General features: G+C 47.8%; 14 protein-coding genes, 10 tRNA genes, 3 rRNA genes and 1 other RNA gene. All 28 read right to left on the bottom strand.

What is annotated here, in order from left to right:
* Position 1: 1 nt before the first annotated feature.
* Positions 2-1,153 carry an acyltransferase gene (locus MKX36_RS00825; protein ID WP_340864043.1) on the bottom strand — a complete coding sequence of 384 codons (1,152 nt, stop codon included), beginning with the start codon at positions 1,151-1,153 and terminating at the stop codon, positions 2-4.
* A 146-nt stretch (positions 1,154-1,299) separates the two neighbouring features.
* Positions 1,300-1,794: an acyltransferase gene (locus MKX36_RS00820; RefSeq protein WP_025363689.1), complete on the bottom strand. Its 495-nt coding sequence runs from the start codon at positions 1,792-1,794 to the stop codon at positions 1,300-1,302.
* Positions 1,791-2,444: a pyrophosphatase PpaX gene (gene ppaX, locus MKX36_RS00815; protein ID WP_290410246.1), complete on the bottom strand. Its 654-nt coding sequence runs from the start codon at positions 2,442-2,444 to the stop codon at positions 1,791-1,793. Before ppaX ends, MKX36_RS00820 begins: the two co-directional genes overlap by 4 nt.
* A complete protein-coding gene (lgt, locus tag MKX36_RS00810) occupies positions 2,441-3,496 on the bottom strand; it encodes a prolipoprotein diacylglyceryl transferase (protein ID WP_340864042.1) in 1,056 nt (351 codons plus the stop codon). The genes ppaX and lgt overlap by 4 nt, the downstream gene beginning before the upstream one ends.
* Before the next feature lie 43 nt (positions 3,497-3,539).
* On the bottom strand, positions 3,540-4,478 hold the full coding sequence (hprK, locus tag MKX36_RS00805) for an HPr(Ser) kinase/phosphatase (RefSeq protein WP_016820103.1): 939 nt from the start codon (positions 4,476-4,478) through the stop codon (positions 3,540-3,542).
* 341 nt (positions 4,479-4,819) lie between these two features.
* Positions 4,820-5,944 carry an ABC transporter ATP-binding protein gene (locus MKX36_RS00800; protein WP_019685783.1) on the bottom strand — a complete coding sequence of 375 codons (1,125 nt, stop codon included), beginning with the start codon at positions 5,942-5,944 and terminating at the stop codon, positions 4,820-4,822.
* 103 nt (positions 5,945-6,047) lie between these two features.
* The gene (locus MKX36_RS00795; protein WP_340864041.1) at positions 6,048-7,190 is read right to left on the bottom strand and encodes a PucR family transcriptional regulator; all 1,143 of its coding nucleotides are present in this window, start codon (positions 7,188-7,190) and stop codon (positions 6,048-6,050) included.
* 158 nt (positions 7,191-7,348) lie between these two features.
* A tRNA-Lys gene (locus MKX36_RS00790) sits at positions 7,349-7,421 on the bottom strand.
* A 7-nt stretch (positions 7,422-7,428) separates the two neighbouring features.
* Positions 7,429-7,514 (bottom strand) — tRNA-Tyr (locus tag MKX36_RS00785).
* A 9-nt stretch (positions 7,515-7,523) separates the two neighbouring features.
* Positions 7,524-7,596, bottom strand: a tRNA-Phe gene (locus MKX36_RS00780).
* Positions 7,597-7,674: 78 nt separating this feature from the next.
* Positions 7,675-7,751, bottom strand: a tRNA-Asp gene (locus tag MKX36_RS00775).
* Positions 7,752-7,767: 16 nt separating this feature from the next.
* A tRNA-Thr gene (locus tag MKX36_RS00770) sits at positions 7,768-7,843 on the bottom strand.
* Between the two features lie 4 nt (positions 7,844-7,847).
* Positions 7,848-7,923, bottom strand: a tRNA-Val gene (locus MKX36_RS00765).
* Between the two features lie 10 nt (positions 7,924-7,933).
* Positions 7,934-8,010 (bottom strand) — tRNA-Met (locus MKX36_RS00760).
* 28 nt (positions 8,011-8,038) lie between these two features.
* A tRNA-Ser gene (locus MKX36_RS00755) sits at positions 8,039-8,130 on the bottom strand.
* Positions 8,131-8,259: 129 nt separating this feature from the next.
* Positions 8,260-11,184: ribosomal RNA gene (locus MKX36_RS00750) — 23S ribosomal RNA — on the bottom strand.
* Positions 11,185-11,324: 140 nt separating this feature from the next.
* Positions 11,325-11,400: transfer RNA gene (locus MKX36_RS00745), tRNA-Ala, on the bottom strand.
* A gap of 21 nt (positions 11,401-11,421) precedes the next feature.
* Positions 11,422-11,498, bottom strand: a tRNA-Ile gene (locus tag MKX36_RS00740).
* Positions 11,499-11,536: 38 nt separating this feature from the next.
* A 5S ribosomal RNA gene (rrf, locus tag MKX36_RS00735) occupies positions 11,537-11,653 on the bottom strand.
* 118 nt (positions 11,654-11,771) lie between these two features.
* Positions 11,772-13,325, bottom strand: a 16S ribosomal RNA gene (locus MKX36_RS00730).
* Together the 16S, 23S and 5S rRNA genes with 10 tRNA genes alongside form the textbook arrangement of a ribosomal RNA operon.
* 420 nt (positions 13,326-13,745) lie before the next feature.
* On the bottom strand, positions 13,746-14,021 hold the full coding sequence (locus MKX36_RS00725; RefSeq protein ID WP_025363687.1) for a pro-sigmaK processing inhibitor BofA family protein: 276 nt from the start codon (positions 14,019-14,021) through the stop codon (positions 13,746-13,748).
* Positions 14,018-14,329, bottom strand: coding sequence for a DUF2508 family protein (locus MKX36_RS00720; RefSeq protein ID WP_016818581.1), 312 nt, complete (start codon positions 14,327-14,329; stop codon positions 14,018-14,020). The genes MKX36_RS00725 and MKX36_RS00720 overlap by 4 nt, the downstream gene beginning before the upstream one ends.
* 212 nt (positions 14,330-14,541) lie before the next feature.
* Entirely contained in the window at positions 14,542-15,141 is a 600-nt protein-coding gene (recR, locus tag MKX36_RS00715) for a recombination mediator RecR (protein ID WP_016818580.1), read from the bottom strand.
* Between the two features lie 26 nt (positions 15,142-15,167).
* Complete coding sequence (locus MKX36_RS00710) at positions 15,168-15,479, bottom strand: YbaB/EbfC family nucleoid-associated protein (protein ID WP_013368784.1); 312 nt, start codon at positions 15,477-15,479, stop codon at positions 15,168-15,170.
* Positions 15,480-15,519: 40 nt separating this feature from the next.
* A complete protein-coding gene (gene dnaX, locus MKX36_RS00705) occupies positions 15,520-17,268 on the bottom strand; it encodes a DNA polymerase III subunit gamma/tau (RefSeq protein ID WP_019685781.1) in 1,749 nt (582 codons plus the stop codon).
* 156 nt (positions 17,269-17,424) lie between these two features.
* Positions 17,425-17,691, bottom strand: an RNA gene (gene ffs, locus MKX36_RS00700) — signal recognition particle sRNA large type.
* Between the two features lie 111 nt (positions 17,692-17,802).
* Positions 17,803-18,000, bottom strand: a complete 198-nt coding sequence (gene rpmE, locus MKX36_RS00695) for a 50S ribosomal protein L31 (RefSeq protein ID WP_016818578.1) — start codon at positions 17,998-18,000, stop codon at positions 17,803-17,805.
* Positions 18,001-18,152: 152 nt separating this feature from the next.
* Positions 18,153-19,424, bottom strand: coding sequence for a radical SAM protein (locus tag MKX36_RS00690; RefSeq protein WP_019685780.1), 1,272 nt, complete (start codon positions 19,422-19,424; stop codon positions 18,153-18,155).
* Positions 19,425-19,484: the final 60 nt, after the last annotated feature.

Here is a 19,484-nt window from a genome sequence, read left to right as displayed (position 1 = left end):
TTTAGTAGTTTGCCTGTTCATCTTTACTCTGGGATGGAAACTTCGGAACTGTCCCCAAACCGATCCATGAAAATGGTACATATCGAAAAAACAACGTCACAATCAGCCATGTTCCAAACAGCGCCAACACCCATCCGCCAGCAACAGAGAAGACATATTCTATGGGTGTACCATGCAAATCCAGTTTGCGATACACTCGTAATAACGCCGGATGAAGTAAATAAATACCGAAAGAACATGCTCCCAGCCAACTGATGAACATTCGCAGTCTATCACTAGTATGACGATATAAAAAAACCGATAACTGAAACAGCACCAATGCAGATACGAGAGCATATGCATTATGTAGCAGTTCATAGACCAGCGAGTCTGCATAAATGGCTTTGCGGTAGGCTACAAACCATACTTGTACATAAACGACCCCCAGTAATAACCAAGCCGCCCACAGGGCCCACCAGCTGATCAATCGACCGCGACCTATTACCGTGCCTGGGACTGGAAAAAGCCACTTTTTAAACCCTTCATATCCAATCGCTACAGCGGCACCCAAGGCAAAGTAACTGATATACGTAATCGCAAGGCTTCCTCTCTCCTCTTGCCAAACGTATTTGTTCAGTAGTACAAACCCCCATTGAATGACTAACCCTACTGTCAAAATGACAAAAGCTGCTCTCCGCGGACTCGATAACCAATGACGTAAACGCTGCTCTCCCCACAACAACAGCGGAAAGACCAAATAAAATTGGATGATGATAATGACATAATACAAATGCGTATACGCTTTTCCCGTTAGCAGCACGAGCGGAAGATCACTAAGCGGCATCAACCCACGTGTCACCAAGGTCAAATAGTACATAAGAGAAAATAAAACGTAGGGTAACACAATAAACATCAGTCTTTTTCGAAAAAACAAAAGCATACTCTTTCCACGAAGTGGCCGATCGACATAATTGTAAAATAGAACAAAACCGCTCACAAAAATAAATACAGGCACTGCAAAGCTGCTAAACATATTTAAAAATAAGAAAGGATAAAACAATAGAGAATGACGCGCATCAATCAAAGCCATTGAAGTTGCATGGATGGTAATGACGGCCGAAATTAATATTCCCCGGTAAATATCAAGCTCTGGTATACGTTCTTTTTTGACCAAATCAACACGCTCCCATATCGCTTTGCAAAAATATCTATTATCAATTTTTAAACATAACCAACATGCATTACCCCACTTATTATACAGAAAAACAGCACAAGAAAGACCCCTTAATATATAAGGGGCCCTTCTTATCATACTATTGACTACTCATCCACACCAGAGCGTCTTAAATCACGCAACGGATTACCGCCTACAAATGCACCTGCCGGTACATCTTTATGCACAACCGCTCCGGCCGCTACCACAGCCCCGTCACCGATGGTAACACCCGGCAAAATGGTTGTGTTTGCGCCGATCAGCACACGATCCCCGATCACCACTTTACCGATGCGATACTCCTGTATAAGGTATTCATGAGCCAGTATGGTCGTGTTATATCCAATGACCGAATTGTTCCCGATTATAATATGCTCTGGAAAAAAAACATCCACCATCACCATCAGACCGAAGGCTGCATGTTGCCCAACCTTCATCCCCAGCATTCTGCGGTAGATAACATTTTTCAGAGAAAGCACAGGACAATACCGGGCAATCTGTATAAAAATGAAGTTCTTAACGCCTTTCCAAGGGCTCACCGTCCGATAAATTTGCCACAACGCATTGGGACCTTCTACAGGATAGCGGTTCACCTTTCTCACGATACATTGACACCTTGAAGTTCCAGCTTCAGCAAATCCCTCATATCATATAGCATGTAGTCTGGTCCATATCCGCGCAGAGTTTCCTCACCCTTGAGCGACCAGGCCACTCCCGCAGATTTCACACCTGCCGCCTGAGCTGACAAAATATCAAAGGAACTGTCTCCAACCATCAACGTATGTTCCGCTTTAGCATTCAAACCTGCCAAAGCCTTGAGCACTGGCTCCGCGTGAGGTTTCGGATGCTCCACATCGTCTACCGTCACAATATAATCCATAGAGGAAGTCAGATTAAACAGGTTAAGTACACGTATCGTGGATGGTCGTATTTTAGTTGTCACAACCCCCAACTTAATTCCTCGTGCACGTAGCTCCTGAATAACCTCAATAACATATGGAAATGGCTTTACCATTTGATCATGATGAATTTGATTGTAGGCACGGTAGTCTTTAACCAGCTCAGATACATCCGTTAATCCCGTAAAAGTACGGAGCTGATCGTCCAACGTTCCTCCCATATGAGGAATAATGTGTTCCCGCGTCAGCGGATCAGCATCTGGATGTTTCAAAATGTGTAGAAATGTGCTGATAATCAACTCATTCGTATCCATAATGGTACCGTCTAAATCAAACAAAATCGTATTTATCATAGATGCTCCTTCTTGTCCTCATCCGTGTCTTCCTTAGATAGCTTATCTGTCGCGGCCGTTGGAGAAACTGTATCCTGCCCAGGACGGGACACCTGCTCTGGTGTCACATCAGGTACTTGATCAATCCCCGTCTTGCTGGAGACAATCGGGTCGCTATATTTTGCAACGGCTGAGCCCTTCCGACGACGAACCAAGATGAAAATCACGGCAGCTACAATGATGAAAATAGCAAGCAACTGTGAAATCCGTACGTTACCGTAACTCGGGTCCAAGTATCCTGGTTCAAAACCTAGCCACACCATAGGGGACCACAGAGCATTCACAAAGGAAGCCAGCCAGTCCGGTCCCTGAAAGGCCAAGCTGTCCGTCCGCACCCGCTCGATGAAAAAGCGACCAATAGAGTACCAAATGAAGTAAAATGCAAACATTTCACCCGCACGTACAAATTTCATCCGGCGAATCACAAGCAGCAAAATCACGCCTACAATACTCCACAGTGATTCGTACAGGAACGTAGGGTGGTGAAACACCCCGTTAACGTTCATCTGATTCACAATGAAATCCGGTAGATGCAGCTGACTGCGCAAAAAAGTCTCTTCCGTTGGTCCACCGTAAGCCTCTTGATTGACAAAATTACCCCAGCGTCCAATCGCTTGACCGATTAATAGACCCGGCGCACAAATATCAGCAACACGCCAGAAGTTATACCCTTTATAACGGAAATAAATAACCGCACATATAATGGCACCAATCAAGGCACCATATATCGCGATACCGCCATTCCAAATTTTAAAGATATCCCATAGATTATCCCGGTAGTCTTCCCATTTGAAGGCTACATAATAAATACGCGCTCCAATAATGGCCGATGGAACACCCAGAAGCAGCATATCCATAAAGAATTCCTGCGGAATACCGAATCTTTTTCCCTCACGGATGGCGAGATATAAACCCACAAGCGCCGCCAGCCCCAAAATAAGCCCATACCAATGGACCTTGATTGCCCCGATCGAAAAAGCAATCGGATTCAGCAGTAATGTTGCCGTTGACATATGTTTCTCTCACTCCTTGTCCTTCCTTGCAACCGAACGAACCTTAATCCATCTCTTCCATATCTTCAGAAATCGTGGCAGTCAGCTTGTTTGTAAATTGCAGGGCTGCATTAACGCCCATTTGTTTCAAACGATAGTTCATCGCCGCTACCTCGATAATAACAGCCAGATTTCGGCCTGGACGAACTGGAATCGTAACGAGTGGAACATCTGTATCAATAATACGTGTAGTTTCTTCATCGAGACCGAGACGGTCATACTGCTTGTCCTGTTGCCATGCCTCCAGGCGGACAACCAGTGTAATTCGCTTATTATTACGAACTGCACCAGCACCAAACAGTGTCATCACATTAATAATGCCTACGCCTCGAATTTCAAGCAGGTGACGAATGAGTTCAGGTGCTGTTCCATGCAACTGAAAATCGGACGTTTGCCGGATTTCTACCGCATCATCTGCTACCAAGCGATGCCCACGTTTGACAAGTTCCAGTGCTGTTTCACTCTTACCAATTCCACTACTGCCTGTAATAAGCATTCCCACGCCATACACGTCACATAATACGCCATGAATAGTTGCCGTAGGTGCCAGCTTTCTTTCCAGAAAACCTGTGATACGGCTCGATAAAATCGTCGTCGCCATATTAGTTCGCAGTACAGGAATATCTCGCTCTGTACTTGCCTCCACTAGCTCGGCCGGTACCTCCAGGCCACGTGTGATGATAATACATGGAGTCAGCTCTGTACACAAACGCTCCATTCGATCCCGTCGCTCCTCAGGAGGCAGCATACCCAGAAAGGCCAGCTCAGACCTTCCCAAAAGCTGTACCCGCTCCTGTGTATGATATTCAAAATACCCGGCCATCTCCAGGCCTGGGCGATTCAAATCGTCCACGGTGATCAGTCTGCGCAGACCCTTTTCACCGGAAATAACCTCCATTTGGAATTGCTGTACAAGCTCGGATACCTTTACCTGTTTAGCCATTGTATTCTCTCCTCATCTGCAAAAACCGGATTCTATACGCCATTTGATTTATGTAGCATTATTCTATTAACCATACAACCCCACGCAGTCTATCCTGAATGAGTCTACACTTCACTTGATTTAACAATAGGATTCCAGGCTATCCCTATCCTGACAGTTGGAGGCCCCAATCTGGAACTCCTGCCAACGAGCCTTGTCTAAATCTAGACCTGCACCATTGTACACCCATCGTATCGGAATTTTCCATTGAATGCAATGCCGAAGCTAGTAGCGGATATGATATACAAAAGAGTCGCAGTTCTCCGCTTGGGAAAACTGCGACTCTCTTCCAGAGGCTGATCTTATTCGCCAACCAGAATGCTCAATTCCGATTCCTTATCAAAAATATGAACTTTGTTCATATCAACAGCCAACTTCGCTTTGACACCATCACGAGTATTGGAACGTCCGTCTACACGGGCAATAATCGTATCGTTTCCAGCACCGCTCAGGTACAACAGCATTTCATGACCGAGATTTTCCGTTACATCCACAGTGGATGTAAAGATCGTGTTCGGAGAAGCCTCCAAGAATACAGGCTCTTCATGAATATCCTCAGGTCGAATGCCCAAGATCACTTCTTTGCCAATGTAGCCTTTCGCTTTCAAAATCTGTCCCTTACCTTCAGGTACAAACAGATCCAGACCTGGTGCTGTGAAATGCAATGCACCTTCTTTTTCAACCAGCTTACCTGAGATAAAGTTCATTGTAGGAGAGCCGATAAAACCAGCAACGAACAGATTCACTGGACGGTTGTACAGTTCATCCGGGGATGCAGCTTGTTGAATGATACCATCCTTCATAACTACAATCCGATCACCCATCGTCATGGCTTCAACCTGGTCATGTGTTACATAGATAACGGTCGTTTCCAGACGCTTAGCCAACTTCGTGATTTCCGCACGCATTTGACCACGCAACTTGGCATCCAAGTTGGACAGTGGCTCATCCATCAAGAAGACTTGTGGGTCACGCACAATCGCACGTCCCAAGGCAACACGCTGACGCTGACCGCCTGATAACGCTTTCGGCTTGCGATCCAACAGATGCTCAATATCAAGGATTTTAGCTGCTTCACGTACGCGTTTATCAATTTCTTCCTTTTTAACCTTGCGGAGCTTCAGACCAAAAGCCATGTTTTGGTATACATTCATATGCGGATACAAGGCATAGGATTGGAATACCATCGCGATATCGCGGTCTTTTGGAGCCACATCGTTCACAACACGATCACCAATGTATAATTTACCGTCTGAAATTTCCTCCAGACCAGCAATCATACGAAGTGTAGTAGACTTCCCACAACCGGAAGGACCAACCAATACGAGAAATTCTTTATCTTGAATGTCCAAATTGACATCAACAACCGTAGCTTTTTCTGCACCCGGATATTTCTTGAAAATATGCTCTAAACGTACGCCAGCCATAGCTTTTGCCTCCCCAAGGTCAAGTTTTGAAATCGAATACATTTTCTACTTGTATCTTACCCTAGTACCTAAACCCTGGCTATTCGCAAACTGCACAAAAATGCTATTTCCTTTTTGTCACTTTGTACAATAGCAGATATAGTTTGACCAAAACTGCATCATTAAACGTCCGCACGTCCAATCCGGTCTCCTGTTTAATCTTGTCCAAACGGTAAATCAACGTATTACGGTGAACATACAGACGCTTGGCTGTCTCACTCACATTACAATCCAGTTGAAAAAAGATATCTAATGTAGCCATCGTTTCTGAGTCTTCCAGTATGACAGATGACTTCATTACCTGCTCCAAAAATAGTACACGCTGCTCCTTGGGAATCCGATTTAACAGTCTCTCCAAATGAAGCTCCCATGAAAGGTGGATGTGCTCTGTTACATGAAAAAGCTTGCCAAGATGGATCGTCTCCCATAATAAATTCAGCTCGTGGGGGAAACTTTGCAAAGGGACCGAAGGCTTGGAAATCGCCAAATGGAATACACCGACCCATTCATTCGCGATAAGCTCATATAACCCCAAGCTAAAAGCCGTAAGTACCTCCTCCAGCGGTTCCGCAAAATCTGCCTCTCTAGTCTCAGGATCTTTATCCCGTTCATCGTCGGCTCCTAATAACAGCTCCTTTTTTGCGAGAATCAGCCAAGATTGTTCGTCTAATGGAGTAAGCAGCACTTCCCCTCCAAAATAGCTCGCTAACAATCGATGAAGCTGCGTATAGGTGATAGCCCCATCCTGTGTTCCCTCGCCATTCAGTAAAAAAGGCACCATACACGCTGATAACGAATCACGAAGCTCCAATTCAGTGGGAACTTCTTCCTCACTGTTTAGGTCGGCAGCCTGCTGTATGAGCCATTGTCCAAAACGATTCATCCGCTCTTCCTCGCTATAGGCTGGGTTGATCGACAAGCGTGAACCATTCTGCCAGACTTGTTCCATGTTCCCCAGTAACACTTCTATCAACTTCCGTTCTCGATCCGTCAAATATCTGTCCTCTACCGCAAAAGCAGCCAGTTCACCTGCCGATGCACGAAACGGAAAATATAATTTATTCTCACTAACAAACGATCTATCCGGTATAACTGAATCGGCTGTTTCTCCTTCTGCCATCATTTCTGGGCACCAAGGCACTATGGTAAAAGGCGCTTGAATTATATTCTGAAGCTGTTGCTGAATCCATTCTGTATCCAAAGTCACGCGATCACCACTTCACTTTTTTTAGAATATAGATTAAACACTAAGCGAACATAATGAACTCATTATAACCCGTCGATACCTTAAAATAAAAAGCTATATAAAAACATAACTTATAACAATACAAAAAAAGCCATCAACTTATAGTTGATGACTTCTGATGAGCCATGAAGGACTCGAACCTTCGACACCCTGATTAAAAGTCAGGTGCTCTACCAACTGAGCTAATGGCTCGTAAAACTGGTGGAGGATGATGGATTCGAACCACCGAACCCGTAAGGGAGCAGATTTACAGTCTGATGCGTTTGGCCACTTCGCTAATCCTCCATATAAAGGTGGCTCGGGACGGAATCGAACCGCCGACACGAGGATTTTCAGTCCTCTGCTCTACCGACTGAGCTACCGAGCCATATCCATTGACAAAAAAATAAAGTGCGGAGGGATACCCCTTCCCACTTTAGTACGGTGAAAATATTAAACTGAAAAATGGCGGAACTGACGGGATTCGAACCCGCGATCTCCTGCGTGACAGGCAGGCATGTTAGGCCTCTACACCACAGTTCCCTATATTTTTCAAAAATGGTGCCGGCGAGAGGACTTGAACCCCCAACCTACTGATTACAAGTCAGTTGCTCTACCAGTTGAGCTACACCGGCACAATGGTGGAGGCTGAGGGGATCGAACCCCCGACCCTCTGCTTGTAAGGCAGATGCTCTCCCAGCTGAGCTAAGCCTCCTGGGTATGTATGGTAGCGGTGGAGGGGATCGAACCCCCGACCTCACGGGTATGAACCGTACGCTCTAGCCAGCTGAGCTACACCGCCATAACATAATTTACTAGCTTGTCCTAAATGGCGGAGAGAGAGGGATTCGAACCCTCGCACCACTTACGCAGTCTAACCCCTTAGCAGAGGGTCCCCTTATAGCCACTTGGGTATCTCTCCATATAAACGGACTCGCTTAGTGAAATTCTACAAGATATTCAGATTACCAATAAAATGATATTGAATACCAAGCGTAATTCCAAGGTTACACCTTGAAAACTGGATCCGAAACTTCATTGCGTCTTATCTTAGGATAAGCCCTCGACCGATTAGTATTGGTCAGCTCCATGCATTACTGCACTTCCACCCCCAACCTATCTACCTCGTCGTCTTCAAGGGGTCTTACTAATTGGGAAATCTCATCTTGAGGGGGGCTTCACGCTTAGATGCTTTCAGCGCTTATCCCTTCCGTACATAGCTACCCAGCGGTGCTCCTGGCGGAACAACTGGTACACCAGCGGTACGTCCATCCCGGTCCTCTCGTACTAAGGACAGCTCCTCTCAAATTTCCTACGCCCACGACAGATAGGGACCGAACTGTCTCACGACGTTCTGAACCCAGCTCGCGTACCGCTTTAATGGGCGAACAGCCCAACCCTTGGGACCTACTTCAGCCCCAGGATGCGATGAGCCGACATCGAGGTGCCAAACCTCCCCGTCGATGTGGACTCTTGGGGGAGATAAGCCTGTTATCCCCAGGGTAGCTTTTATCCGTTGAGCGATGGCCCTTCCATGCGGTACCACCGGATCACTAAGCCCGACTTTCGTCCCTGCTCGACTTGTAGGTCTCGCAGTCAAGCTCCCTTCTGCCTTTGCACTCTTCGAATGATTTCCAACCATTCTGAGGGAACCTTGGGGCGCCTCCGTTACTCTTTAGGAGGCGACCGCCCCAGTCAAACTGCCCACCTGACACTGTCCTCGTACCGGATCACGGTACCAAGTTAGAACCTAGATACGATCAGGGTGGTATCCCAAGGATGCCTCCCCTCAAGCTGGCGCTCAAGGTTCAACGGCTCCCACCTATCCTGTACAGATCGTACCCAAATTCAATATCAAGCTGCAGTAAAGCTCCATGGGGTCTTTCCGTCTTGTCGCGGGTAACCTGCATCTTCACAGGTATTAAAATTTCACCGGATCTCTCGTTGAGACAGCGCCCAAGTCGTTACGCCATTCGTGCGGGTCAGAATTTACCTGACAAGGAATTTCGCTACCTTAGGACCGTTATAGTTACGGCCGCCGTTTACTGGGGCTTCGGTTCATAGCTTCGCCCGAAGGCTTACCACTCCCCTTAACCTTCCAGCACCGGGCAGGCGTCAGCCCGTATACTTCGCCTTGCGGCTTCGCACAGACCTGTGTTTTTGCTAAACAGTCGCTTGGGCCTTTTCACTGCGGCCCCCTCGGGCTATTCACCCTACCGAGGCACCCCTTCTCCCGAAGTTACGGGGTCATTTTGCCGAGTTCCTTAACGAGAGTTCTTCCGCGCGCCTTAGAATTCTCTTCTCGCCTACCTGTGTCGGTTTGCGGTACGGGCACCTTCTCCTGGCTAGAGGCTTTTCTTGGCAGTCTGAGATCATGACCTTCGCTACTATAATTTTCGCTCCCCATCACAGCCCAGCCTTACGATGTGCGGATTTGCCTACACATCAGCCTCACTGCTTAGACGGACATCCATCAGTCCGCGTCACTACCCTACTGCGTCACCCCATCGCTCATCACGGATTACGGTGGTACAGGAATTTCGACCTGTTGTCCTTCGACTACGCCTATCGGCCTCGCCTTAGGTCCCGACTTACCCTGAGCGGACGAACCTTCCTCAGGAACCCTTAGGCTTTCGGCGGATCTGATTCTCACAGATCTTTTCGTTACTCATACCGGCATTCTCACTTGAATGCAGTCCAGCGCTCCTTCCGGTACACCTTCAACCCGCATTCAACGCTCCCCTACCCCTGATGCAAGCATCAAGCCATAGCTTCGGTGGTGTGTTTAGCCCCGTTACATTTTCGGCGCAGAGTCACTCGACCAGTGAGCTATTACGCACTCTTTCAATGGTGGCTGCTTCTAAGCCAACATCCTGGTTGTCTGTGCAACTCCACATCCTTTCCCACTTAACACACACTTGGGGACCTTAGCTGATGGTCTGGGCTGTTTCCCTTTCGACAATGGATCTTAGCACTCACTGTCTGACTCCCGGAACTAAATCTATGGCATTCGGAGTTTGACTGAGCTTGGTAACCCTTGCGGGCCCCGCACCCAATCAGTGCTCTACCTCCACGATTCTTTTTTCCGAGGCTAGCCCTAAAGCTATTTCGGGGAGAACCAGCTATCTCCGGGTTCGATTGGAATTTCTCCGCTACCCCCACCTCATCCCCGCATTTTTCAACATGCGTGGGTTCGGGCCTCCAGTGCGTGTTACCGCACCTTCACCCTGGACAGGGGTAGATCACCCGGTTTCGGGTCTACGTCCACGTACTCATTTGCCCTATTCAGACTCGCTTTCGCTGCGGCTTCAGCTCTTCACCTTAACCTTGCACGGGAACGTAACTCGCCGGTTCATTCTACAAAAGGCACGCCATCACCCATAGATCGGGCTCTGACTTCTTGTAAGCACACGGTTTCAGGATCTATTTCACTCCCCTTCCGGGGTGCTTTTCACCTTTCCCTCACGGTACTGCTTCACTATCGGTCGCCAGGGAGTATTTAGCCTTGGCAGATGGTCCTGCCGGATTCATACGGGGTTTCACGTGCCCCGCACTACTCGGGATCCGTCTCGGAGGGAACAAGTTTTGAACTACAGGGCTTTTACCTTCTCTGGCGGGCCTTTCCAGACCTCTTCATCTAACCGGTTCCTTTGTAACTCCATGTGAGACGTCCCACAACCCCAAGGAGCAAGCTCCTTGGTTTGGGCTAATCCGCGTTCGCTCGCCGCTACTGACGGAATCACTATTGTTTTCTCTTCCTCAGGGTACTTAGATGTTTCAGTTCCCCTGGTCTGCCTCTCACTCACCTATGAATTCAGTGAGTAGTGACTGTCGATGAAGACAGCCGGGTTTCCCCATTCGGACATCCCCGGATCAAAGCTTGCTTACAGCTCCCCGAGGCTTTATCGTTGTTCGCCACGTCCTTCGTCGGCTCCTGGCGCCTAGGCATCCTCCGTGTGCTCTTTGTAGCTTAACCTAGACTTTTCTTTCATAAAAAGAAAATGTCGATATCTGCTACCTTTATTTCACTTGTTTACACAAGATCAGCTTAAAGGAATATTCTAAAACGCAATTTCGTTTCGGTATCCAGTTTTCAAGGTGCAATGATAAATCTTTTGGTGGAGCCAAGCGGGATCGAACCGCTGACCTCCTGCTTGCAAGGCAGGCGCTCTCCCAGCTGAGCTATGGCCCCAAAAGGAAATATAAAATTATATGGTGGGCCCTAGTGGACTCGAACCACCGACCTCACCCTTATCAGGGGTGCGCTCTAACCAGCTGAGCTAAGGGCCCATAATAAACCACCAAAAAAATTATTCTTTAGTGGTTGCGCTTGGCGGCGTCCTACTCTCCCAGGACCCTGCGGTCCAAGTACCATCGGCGCTGGAGGGCTTAACGGTCGTGTTCGGGATGGGTACGTGTGGAACCCCTCCGCTATCGCCACCAAACGCTTGAGAGTTTGAACTCTCAAAACTGAGCAACGAGTGAGTAACAGGCCTAAACCTGAGTTTTGAAGCTTACGCTTCATATTTGAATGTTTCCATTGCAGGAAACGATTCTCCATAGAAAGGAGGTGATCCAGCCGCACCTTCCGATACGGCTACCTTGTTACGACTTCACCCCAATCATCTACCCCACCTTCGGCGGCTGGCTCCTTGCGGTTACCTCACCGACTTCGGGTGTTGTAAACTCTCGTGGTGTGACGGGCGGTGTGTACAAGACCCGGGAACGTATTCACCGCGGCATGCTGATCCGCGATTACTAGCAATTCCGACTTCATGTAGGCGAGTTGCAGCCTACAATCCGAACTGAGACCGGCTTTTCTAGGATTGGCTCCACCTCGCGGCTTCGCTTCCCGTTGTACCGGCCATTGTAGTACGTGTGTAGCCCAGGTCATAAGGGGCATGATGATTTGACGTCATCCCCACCTTCCTCCGGTTTGTCACCGGCAGTCTGCTTAGAGTGCCCAGCTTGACCTGCTGGCAACTAAGCATAAGGGTTGCGCTCGTTGCGGGACTTAACCCAACATCTCACGACACGAGCTGACGACAACCATGCACCACCTGTCTCCTCTGTCCCGAAGGAAAGGTCTATCTCTAGACCGGTCAGAGGGATGTCAAGACCTGGTAAGGTTCTTCGCGTTGCTTCGAATTAAACCACATACTCCACTGCTTGTGCGGGTCCCCGTCAATTCCTTTGAGTTTCAGTCTTGCGACCGTACTCCCCAGGCGGAATGCTTAATGTGTTAACTTCGGCACCAAGGGTATCGAAACCCCTAACACCTAGCATTCATCGTTTACGGCGTGGACTACCAGGGTATCTAATCCTGTTTGCTCCCCACGCTTTCGCGCCTCAGCGTCAGTTACAGCCCAGAGAGTCGCCTTCGCCACTGGTGTTCCTCCACATCTCTACGCATTTCACCGCTACACGTGGAATTCCACTCTCCTCTTCTGCACTCAAGCTCCCCAGTTTCCAGTGCGACCCGAAGTTGAGCCTCGGGATTAAACACCAGACTTAAAGAGCCGCCTGCGCGCGCTTTACGCCCAATAATTCCGGACAACGCTTGCCCCCTACGTATTACCGCGGCTGCTGGCACGTAGTTAGCCGGGGCTTTCTTCTCAGGTACCGTCACTCTTGTAGCAGTTACTCTACAAGACGTTCTTCCCTGGCAACAGAGCTTTACGATCCGAAAACCTTCATCACTCACGCGGCGTTGCTCCGTCAGGCTTTCGCCCATTGCGGAAGATTCCCTACTGCTGCCTCCCGTAGGAGTCTGGGCCGTGTCTCAGTCCCAGTGTGGCCGATCACCCTCTCAGGTCGGCTACGCATCGTCGCCTTGGTAGGCCTTTACCCCACCAACTAGCTAATGCGCCGCAGGCCCATCCACAAGTGACAGATTGCTCCGCCTTTCCTCCTTCTCCCATGCAGGAAAAGGATGTATCGGGTATTAGCTACCGTTTCCGGTAGTTATCCCTGTCTTGTGGGCAGGTTGCCTACGTGTTACTCACCCGTCCGCCGCTAGGTTAATTAGAAGCAAGCTTCTAATTAACCCCGCTCGACTTGCATGTATTAGGCACGCCGCCAGCGTTCGTCCTGAGCCAGGATCAAACTCTCCATTAAAGACCAACCGAAGCTGGTTATAGAAAGAGCGATTAGCTCATTTTGAAACTGACGAGATAAAATATCTCATTGTTTGACTTTGCGAACAAAATCAATTTACTCACTCGTTGTTCAGTTTTCAAAGATCAAACCTTCATAATATCTTACTTTGCTTCATCACCGCATCTCAGCGGCGACTTAATTAATATAACATACGGCCGGGATTTAAGTCAACACTTTTTTAAAATTATTTTTCAATTCTATTTAAGCATTGCTCACACAAAAAATTCCCGGGCTTTAAAGGCCGAGAATTAATGTATCACATTTCAGAATTCGTCGTCAACTATAATTTATAAAATAAAACAATACCGCATTAGACTAACCAAAACCCATCTTTTTTTGCACACTCCCCTTCCCTAACAACTGCTACAATAATGTTTTTCAGACAGCCTGTCCGAACAATATTATTTTCAATCCCAGTAAAAGCGCAATTCCTGGCAAGCCTAATATCGTTACTGCTCCCATCGTCACTGGGTTAATCGGAATGTACACCTGTGTAATCCACCCTGAATAATTGATAACATACAGTGCAATAGCTGCCAGAGCCATATGCGCTCCGAATACTACAAACCAACCGATCCTCAGACGTTTTTTGAGGATTAGGTACATCAGTAATCCGGCACAGGCAATCAAGACAAGCCAGACTACCCCTCTCATTCCGCTCTCCGTTTGTGAACCCGGTCAGCATCATTGGCATACCCCGGTTCATCTGCTGGCAGGTGAAAACGATGTAGCCCTTGCTGCTTTGCGCTTTTTAAATGTATTTGATATTTACGCTCCGCAGCTTCCAGAACAAAAATGGCGTAGTCGATTTCATCCTTACCCGTAGCTTCATGAAATAAACGATGTGCTCTTAACCATTCCGCATGCGAAGCTCGAATCTGAGCAAACAATTCCTGGCGATACTCCGCTTCTGTCTTCCCATTCTCCTGACGACGGAAATTTTGCTTCATCCGTTCCCACATTCATTCATCCTCCTCACAAGCTGAATTATGTGTACAGTCTGCAAGACCACCTTATTCATACTTATTGAACAAAGGACAAACTTAGAACCAGAAACGACTATAAAGCCATCTATTCATGCAAATAAAAAAGGAGCCGTAACGGCTCCCTAAGCAAATCAAGGATGTCCCAAGGACATTTTAGACTCAGAACTTATAACGTATAACTACACCTACTAATTGAGCTCTCTGCGGCCTTCTAGCGCTTTGGACAGGGTGACCTCGTCAGCATACTCCAAATCCCCGCCCACAGGCAAACCGTGAGCAATACGAGTAACCTTGATTTCAAAAGGACGCACTAGCCGTGAAATGTACATAGCCGTGGCCTCTCCTTCAATGTTCGGATTCGTAGCCAGAATCAACTCCTTGACGCGTTCATCACTGAGCCTGGTCAGCAACTCCTTGAGTTTGATATCCTCAGGACCAATCCCCTCCATCGGAGATATTGCCCCGTGAAGCACATGGTACAAACCATCAAACTCCTTGGTACGCTCCATAGCCACCAAATCCTTGGCATCCTGAACAACACAAATGACGGAAGCATCCCTCGTCTTATCCTGACAGATCCGACAAGGGTCCGTGTCCGTAATATTGCCGCAGACTGAACAAAAGTGAAGATTTCGTTTTACATTGACCAGCGCTTTGGCGAAATCAATCACATCATCTTCCTTCATTTTCAGTACGTGAAAAGCCAACCGGGCAGCTGTTTTTGGGCCTACTCCCGGCAGGCGCGTAAAAGCATCAATCAGCTTTGCAATCGGCTCGGGATAATGCAATAGCGCGTTTCTCCTTTATGAGTAGACTAGAACAAGCCCGGAATTTTCATACCACCTGTAAATTTACCCATATCATCATTAGCCAGTTCATCCGCTTTGGACAAAGCATCATTGACTGCAGTGAGTACGAGGTCTTGCAGCATTTCTACATCATCAGGATCTACAGCTTCCGGTTTGATTGTGATGGACAACACTTTTTTATGTCCACTTACCTCTACAGTTACCACACCGCCACCAGAAGAACCTTCGATTACTTTCCCACCAAGCTCCTCTTGGGCTTTCAGCATTTGTTCCTGCATTTTTTTCACTTGCTTCATCATTTGGTTCATATTGTTCATTTCAATCATCTCCTTTAATGAAGTATACATCTACATTTCATTATTCTTTAATGACTACCAGGTCTTCCCCGAACAGCTGAATCGCTTCATCAATCCAGGGCTCCTTGGACTTTCCCGGCGCATCATGCTCCGGCTCCAGTTGCAATTCTTCGGCAGGCTGGTCAGAAACTCCTTCAATCGCAGCATTCCAATCCTTTTGCATCATCGTTACCAAACGATAAGGATGACCCAACTGCTCATGCAAAACCTTCTCGATGACCTGCTTATTGGCAGGCTTTTCGGTAGTTTCACGATGAATGTTGTTTTTAAACGCGACCAGCACACTGTCCTCTAACACAGAAACCGGCTCACCATCCATAAACCAAGCATGAACCGTAACTTTCGCCTCTTTTACCCCTTGCAAAATCTGGCTCCACTTGCGCCCCACCGCTGCGAATGCTTCGCTTGACTTCTCAGCGATATAGCGATCCAACTGAGAAGGAAGTTTAGCTGGCGCTGAAAGACGTGGAGCAGGGGCACGACCACCAGAAGCCTGACGACCGCCTGAAGATGCCTCCTGACCCGCTCCAGCGGCCAAGCCACCTTGCATTGCACGTTCCAACTTCTTTTCCAGCTCAGCAAGCTGGCGCTTTAACATGGCCACTTCTTCCTGACCAGCAGCACCAGAGCGCTGTACAGTCGGCTGAGCAGCAGTTCCCGCTTCCCCCGGAATGCTGCATAACTTCAATAGAGCTACCTCAAATAAAGTTTGGGGCTGAACGGCATATTTCATCTCACCTTGATAACGATTAAGGGTGTCGATCATTGCAAAGAGCTGCTCCTTGGTAAAAGCATCTGCCACTTCCTTAAACTGCTCCGGATTCAGCACTCGCTCTGTCATTTTGGTCGCCTGCGGCACCATCTTGATCATTAGCAGATCTCGGAAATAGTACAGAAGATTCTCCATACACTTATCCGCACTTTTACCTTCCTGCATAAAGTTCTCGATCAATTGGAGCACTGTGCCCACATCTTCTTTCAGTAATGCCAAGGCCAATTTACCGAATTGCTCGGATGCGATCCCGCCCGTCATATCCAGCACCTGCTGATACGTAACCCGGCCATCAGTAAACGAGGATATCTGATCCAAAACGCTAACCGCATCTCGCATCCCGCCATCTGAAAGACGTGCAATATATTGCAGTGCATCCAAATCAGCCTGGATGTTCTCCTGTTGACATATCAGGTCAAGCCGCTCTGTCTGCTCCTCCAGCGATACTCGCCGAAAGTCAAAACGCTGGCAACGTGAAATAATTGTCGCGGGAATCCGATGCGGCTCTGTCGTAGCCAATATAAACATTACGTGTGGCGGCGGCTCTTCCAGCGTCTTGAGCAGCGCATTGAACGCTTCCGTCGTCAGCATGTGCACTTCATCAATGATATAAACCTTGTGCCGCACTTCTGTGGGCGCATATTTGACTTTATCGCGCAAATCACGAATCTCTTCAACACCCCGGTTAGAGGCTGCGTCAATCTCCTGCACATCCATGACCGCTCCGGCCGTGATCCGTTTACAGGCTTCGCATTCGTTGCAAGGTTCCGGCGCAGGTCCATGCTCACAGTTGATTGCCTTGGCCAAAATTTTGGCCGCACTGGTCTTACCCGTTCCTCGCGGACCACTGAACAGGTAGGCATGGGACGTGCGATTTTCGCGGATGGCATTCTGCAATGTCTGGATAATATGCTGTTGTCCTACCATGTCCTTGAAAGCCTGCGGCCGCCAAGCACGGTACAACGCTATATGTTCCAATGCGCGTTCCCTCTTTCCCATTCACTTTCATGACCATTTATGGTCACTTCATTATACTATACTCCCGTCCGAATCTAAACCAGACACATTTCAAATTATAAGCACAAAAAAACACCTTCGCATAATCGCCAAGATGTTTCAATCCCTAAGTATATACCGTGCACCTGTTATTGATCGTTGTGATCCGAGCGGCAACCCTGAGCAACAACTCGGGCTAGGCAACCCTCCGGCACAAGAGTGGACTTGCTTATGGCTGCTTCCTTCCGGACCTGACCAGGTTCACAAGTACTCATTGCGGAGGACCCAACCGTCAACATTGTGCGCAGGGACCAGCCTCACATCAACAACACCTCTAACAGGAATTCAACCTCGCTATAGCGGATTGCGAGTTACAGGGCACCGCTACCTCCCCATCTAGCACGGTGAAAATAAGTATATCTCATGGTTGCACAAAATGCAAATAGCAAATAACGACAAAAAGAGCCTCCTGCAATTGCAGAAGGCTCTAATAACTTTATCTCTTGCGGCAACTTATTACATACCGTATTTCTTTTTGAAACGATCCACACGTCCACCAGCATCAATAAACTTCTGCTTACCTGTGAAGAACGGATGGCAAGCGGAGCAAATCTCCACACGCAGAGATTCCTTTACAGAACCAGTTTCAAACGTATTCCCGCATGCGCAAGTAACATTAGTTACGTTATACTTCGGTTGAATAGCCTGTTGCATTAACTTTCACCTCTTTCCGCCCTGAACGTCCTATCAGCCCAGAGTTGTATGAACACATGTTCAAATTATAGCACTTGAATATAAGTGTTTCAACATCTTTTTAGCACACAAAACAGTGTAAGATCGGTGTGTTTCAAATAACTCCCGACCGTTTAGGTTCTGGCAAATTTGGGACGTGCCAGCCCTTGCGGCGGCACATGAGTGTAAGAACCGATAACCACATCCGGCAGTTCCTCACGATAAATCTCAAGCATTTGCTTCATACCAAGTATCTCCCCTTGAGCCGGTGGAATCAACTCCAGATAGCTTTCAGGATCAATATTCAGATTACGCATTTGAATCAGCTTGAGCTTAGTGCGTTTGGCAAATTCAATCATTGCCTCAATTTCTTCCTCCCGGTCTGTTACACCCGGGAAAATCAAATAGTTGATGGACGTATACACTCCCTGATCGGACGCATAACGGAGTGACTTTTCCACATTAGCCAGCGTGTATCCGCGCGGCTTGTAATACGCATTGTAATGGTCGTCCAATGCACTAATTGTGCTTACTCGCATGAGATCAAGACCCGCATCCACAATTCCCCGGATATGATCATTCAATCCCGCATTGGTGTTGATATTAATATATCCCATATCTGTAACGGAACGTACTTCTTTGATCGCATCAATAATCAGTTTGGCTTGAGTGGAGGGCTCACCTTCACAACCTTGCCCAAAACTGATGATAGACTCAGGTGTCTTCAAATGTTCCAACATAACTTCTACAATCTCTTCCACGCGGGGACGGAAGTTCATTCTTGTCTGAGGAGATACAAAACCACTGTCATCCGGCTGTTCAGATATACAACCAAAGCAGCCCGCATTACAAGAATAAGATACCGGAACTCCCCCCTCCCAGCGATTCAGGAACGTATTCGAGGAAGTAAGGCATTCGTACCCCAGCGCACAGTTAGACAAATGCTGGTACAGCCTATTTTCGGGATACTGCTCTGTCATCCGCTGAACTCCCAATTTAACTTGATTGCGGTCACAGTTTTCGGGATTCCATTTGGAAGGACTGTCACTCTGCTCTGCTGTTACATAAAACGCCCCATCTTTCCAGACAACGGCTGAATAACCGAACAAGGGGAGTTTATACTCCTTATCCGTCTTCACATATCCCGGCAGACACAGGCGTGTAAAGCCTTGCGGTAACAAAGCCCCTACTGCCTGCATATTTCCCGGAAGAGAGACCATTTCCCCTGTTTCAGGGTTCATACCGACCGGGCGGGTGCTGGGCAGGCTTACCAGTGTGGCTCCTTCCGGCAACGGAATAAGCTCATCCTCCATGATTTCAACAATCATGTCTGCACTACGGGCAAGCCCATACAAAGAAGCATGATCATATACATTGCCTTTTTCGTCGGCATACACCAAATACATTATGGAGCTCCTTTCGTTCCATTAAACGCGCCATTAACCAAATGAATAGTAATGGCTGTC

The sequence above is a fragment of the Paenibacillus sp. FSL W8-0439 genome, from assembly GCF_038008995.1.
Classification (GTDB): Bacteria; Bacillota; Bacilli; order Paenibacillales; family Paenibacillaceae; genus Paenibacillus; species Paenibacillus polymyxa.
This window is presented reverse-complemented; position numbering and strand designations above follow the sequence as displayed.